Origin of the sequence: Empedobacter sp. UBA5036 (assembly GCF_002415215.1) — a bacterium.
In the GTDB taxonomy this organism is placed as follows: Bacteria; Bacteroidota; Bacteroidia; order Flavobacteriales; family Weeksellaceae; genus Empedobacter; species Empedobacter falsenii_B.
On the sequence record NZ_DICC01000002.1, the window covers coordinates 1 to 4,232 of the forward strand.

Annotated in this window: 5 protein-coding genes; 2 read left to right on the plus strand and 3 right to left on the minus strand. The window is 30.9% G+C overall.

Annotated elements, in window-relative coordinates:
* A partial coding sequence (locus B4J88_RS00100) for a transposase (RefSeq protein WP_291065797.1) occupies positions 1-226 on the plus strand: 226 nt, incomplete at its 5' end.
* Between the two features lie 118 nt (positions 227-344).
* On the opposite strand, the gene B4J88_RS00105 is transcribed toward B4J88_RS00100, so the two are convergent.
* The 3 genes from B4J88_RS00105 to era form a co-directional block, all read right to left on the minus strand.
* Positions 345-1,589, minus strand: a complete 1,245-nt coding sequence (locus B4J88_RS00105) for a DUF445 domain-containing protein (RefSeq protein ID WP_291065799.1) — start codon at positions 1,587-1,589, stop codon at positions 345-347.
* An 83-nt stretch (positions 1,590-1,672) separates the two neighbouring features.
* Positions 1,673-2,461 carry a universal stress protein gene (locus tag B4J88_RS00110; protein WP_125350660.1) on the minus strand — a complete coding sequence of 263 codons (789 nt, stop codon included), beginning with the start codon at positions 2,459-2,461 and terminating at the stop codon, positions 1,673-1,675.
* A gap of 108 nt (positions 2,462-2,569) precedes the next feature.
* Positions 2,570-3,457: a GTPase Era gene (gene era, locus B4J88_RS00115; protein WP_038334822.1), complete on the minus strand. Its 888-nt coding sequence runs from the start codon at positions 3,455-3,457 to the stop codon at positions 2,570-2,572.
* 222 nt (positions 3,458-3,679) lie between these two features.
* On the opposite strand from era, the gene B4J88_RS00120 reads away from it, so the two are divergent.
* Positions 3,680-3,949, plus strand: a complete 270-nt coding sequence (locus B4J88_RS00120; protein ID WP_038334819.1) for a hypothetical protein — start codon at positions 3,680-3,682, stop codon at positions 3,947-3,949.
* The last annotated feature ends 283 nt before the right edge of the window (positions 3,950-4,232 follow it).

Genomic DNA, 4,232 nt, shown 5'->3' on the forward strand with positions numbered 1-4,232 from the left:
AGATATTAGGAAAATCATATACACCACCAATCTAATTGAGAATCTAAACGGTAAAATAAGGAAGTACACTAAAAATAAATTATCCTTCCCTACAGATGAAGCTGTTATGAAATCCGTATATTTGGCTGTGAGAGAAGCAACTAAAAAATGGTCTATGCCAGTAAGAAACTGGGGAGTTATTATTGATCAATTTTTAATCCTATATCAAGAAAGGGTTAGACTCTAAAAAGTAGAACCTAACCCAAGCTTAATTTTTGAACTTACACACTTTAAGAGACAGTCCTTTAAGTAATATTTATAGTTGTTAATTGAAAAAGCTCGAGAGATTCTCGAGCTTTTAAATTTTAATGAAATACCAATTGCGTAATCGTGTAAATAACTAAACCAACAAGTCCTCCAACCAACGTTCCGTTAATCCGAATAAATTGCAAGTCTTTCCCAACTTCCAATTCTAGCTTTTCGCTCAACTCTTTTCCTTCCCATTTATCAACGGTATTACTAATCAAACTTTCTACTTCTTTGACATTTCGTAAAATCATACGGTAAATAAAATGACGCACCCAACCATTAATCTTATCAATCATTTCTTGGTTATCGTTCAAATTCTCGGTCAATTTTATTATATTTTTTTTAATGTAAACTTGCATTGCAGAATTATCATCATCAAAACTTTCAGTCAAATTTTGTTTAATCGCCAACCACAAATCCAAAGCATAATCATTCAATCGTTCTTTTGTGATAAAATCATCTCGAAGCGATTCTAACCTAAATTTCCAATCGGGAGATTCTTTTATATTCTGAATATTTTCTCGGATAATTCGTTCGATATTATGACGAATTGGATGTTCTTTATCTTCTTCAACCTCATCCAAAAAACTCACCACGCCTTCTACTACTCCTTTCGATATTTTTTTACCAGCAAAAAATGAAATCACAGGATGTTTTTCGTTTAATTTATCTTTAATAATCAAATCACTTTCTAAGATATATTCTTTCGCTTTTGGAATAATTGCTTCTAAAATTTCGTTGTGTTTTTCCTTTTCTAAAATATACTCTAAACTTGATGATACTAATTCAGGTAAATCAAATTGTTTTAAAATTTCATCACCTTTCAAGGTTATAAAATCAACGACATCTTTATCATCTAAGTCTTTGACAATTTTCTTGGAGAAATTAATCAACTCTTCTTGCAACATTTCTTGATTCGTAGGTTTATTCAACCAATCTGCTGCGTATTTTACAACTTCTAATTTCTCGATATATGGACGAATTGTAGATGGCGTCAAAAAATTCTCAGTTACAAACTGTCCCAAATTATCTCCGATTGCATTTTTACTATTTTCAATCAGATTTGTATGCGGAATTTTAAGTCCAAGCGGATATTTGAACAAAGCTGTAACCGCAAACCAATCGGCAAGCGCACCAACCATCGCTGCTTCGGCAAATGCTTCCACATATCCGATCCATTTCACAGGTGAATGTTGACTTAGATAAACCATCAAAAAGTAAATAAAAGCCATCAAAATGAATAATCCTGTCGCAATAGCTTTATGTTTTTTGAGGTTTTGTATTTTCTGAAGTTCCGTCATAAAAGTGTTTTGAAAATTTGTTGCAAAAATTTAGCCAATCAAAAAAGCGGAGAATTCTCCGCTCAAATTTTTGTGTTTTTGATTTATTTACTTTCCTGAAAAACCAATAATGCAACATTTGCACTCGATAATAATCGTTGGCTATGATTGATTGTAAATAATCTTTCGAAAGACGATAATTCACGGTGAACAACACCTAAAACATCGATGTTGTTTTTTGTACAATAATTGATTAAACCATCTTCTACATCTTTACTCGGTTCAATTGTAATCATCGCTTCAGGATATTCTTCTTCCCATTCTTTTTTCACGCTTAACATTTGTGGAGTAATCGATTTATCATCAACATGTACAATGTTCAACAATTTATCGTAACGTTTTGTCACTTCTTCCATTTGCGATAAAGCTTTTGCTTCTTTTTGATTGAACAATGTAGCGTAAGCAAAATTTCTTTCTTCTTTAAATTTTACATTATTTGGAACAACCAACACAGGTGCAGGCGAATTGTTAATGACATTTACCGTGTTAGAACCAAAAAACTTTTTGCCTAAACTATTTTGTCCATTCGTTCCCATCACCACGTATTGTATATCTTCTTTGTTGATAATATCCAAAATCATCAACAACAAATCGCCAACAACCAAAGAACTCTCTATTTTAACGTGTTCAAGATTATTTTCTTTTGCAATATTTTTAAGTTTATTGATATAATTTTCGAAGTTTTCTTCTGTAACTTCAAGATAATTTTTAAGATTTGATTGTACCGAGACTAACTTAATATTAGTTTTGAGAACTTTTGCAAGGTTTAACGCATACAAAAAAGCATTGTTCGCTGTTTCCGAAAAATCGGTTGGAAATAATATTTTAGCCATAATAATTAAATTCTAGAATAGATTGTTCTATAAATTTACAACTAAAATTTAGGTAAAGCCACAAAAAAAGTCTTGATTTCTCAAGACTTATCTATTTTTTAACCGTTTTTAATAACCAAAACGACGCAAATCATTCTCTTTGCTTCTCCAGTCTTTTCGCACTTTCACGAAAAGTTTCAAGAATACTTTTTTATCAAAGAATTTCTCTAACTCTTCTCTTGCTTCTTTTCCTACTTTCGATAAAGACTCTCCTTTATGTCCAATAATAATTCCTTTCTGAGAGTCACGCTCAACAAAAATTTCAGCTTCGATAGAAATTAAATTCAAATCTTCTTTGAAACGTTCTGTTACTACCTCAACAGAATATGGAATCTCTTTTTGATAGTTTAATAAAATCTTTTCGCGAATTACTTCATTTACAATAAAACGCTCCGAACGGTCTGTTAATTGATCTTCTGGATAATATTGCGGACCTTCTGGAATAATTGCTTTGATCTTATTAATCAACAAATCTACATTCACGTTTTCTTTTGCCGAAATAGGTAAAATCTCTGCTTTTGGTAATAATTCGTGCCAATATTCTACTGCTTCATTTAATCGATCTGGCGTAGCTGTATCAATTTTATTCAATAATAAAATAATTGGTGTAGATGTTTTTTGCAGACGTTCGAAAACTTGTTCATTTTTCAATCGTTTTTCTCCAATTTCTACAACATAAAGAATCACATCAGCATCCACCAACGATTCATTTACTGCATCCATCATTTTTGTTTGCAGTTCATAAGCAGGATCCAAAACACCAGGCGTATCCGAAAATACAATCTGATAATCTTCTCCTGTTAAAATACCTTTGATACGATGACGTGTAGTTTGCGCTTTGTGTGTTGCGATAACCAAACGCTCTTTCATCAACATATTCATCAAAGTAGATTTTCCAACATTTGGATTTCCTATGATATTTACAAAACCGGATTTAAATTTCTTTTCGTCTGACATTCTGCAAATTTAGTGATTTCTATAATATTATTTCAGATTAATATGTTGAAGAAAAGATTAATATTCTAATCCAATTTTAATTTCATAAAATTGATTTTGGTCTGTATTTTGAATAATTCTAATTAAGTTCAAAAAAATATGACGAAAGTTATGGTTTATTGAAAAATATGATTAATTTCATACATGTGTTATGGAAGATTAAATTAACCAAAATTTAAAAAAATGATGAAAGCAGAACTTATCGAAAAAGAAGAAGTAAGAAACTATAAATTTTTAGACGCGCCAAAAGACGAAGTAACGGTAGAGGCAAACAAATTGAATGGTGCAGTAAGATTAGGAAACGAATTCAAATCGAAAGCATATATTACATTTCAAACAGATCAAGGTCCTAAGAAAATTGAGACGACTGTTTGGTCTGTTACGGATAAATTTTTACAAATTAAGAATGGAGTTTTGATTCCGTTAAAATCTTTAATTGATATTCAATACTAAAAATTGTTTATTGCTTAAATTAAAAAAGGGATACGACGATGTCGTATCCCTTTTTTAGACACAGTACAAAAAACAGTGTAAGTATAAAATTCTGCTTGGGTTAAAATCGAGCAGAATTTTTTTTATACATTAAATATTTACATATTTATGGAAACAAAAGACCTATCTCCGGATGATTTTTTCAAACAGTTTAAAACTGGCGATGAACTCCAAAACTTTCTCAAAGACTTACAAAAGCGAGCGATTGAAAACATGTTAGAAGTTTAGTTAGATGCTCACCGGG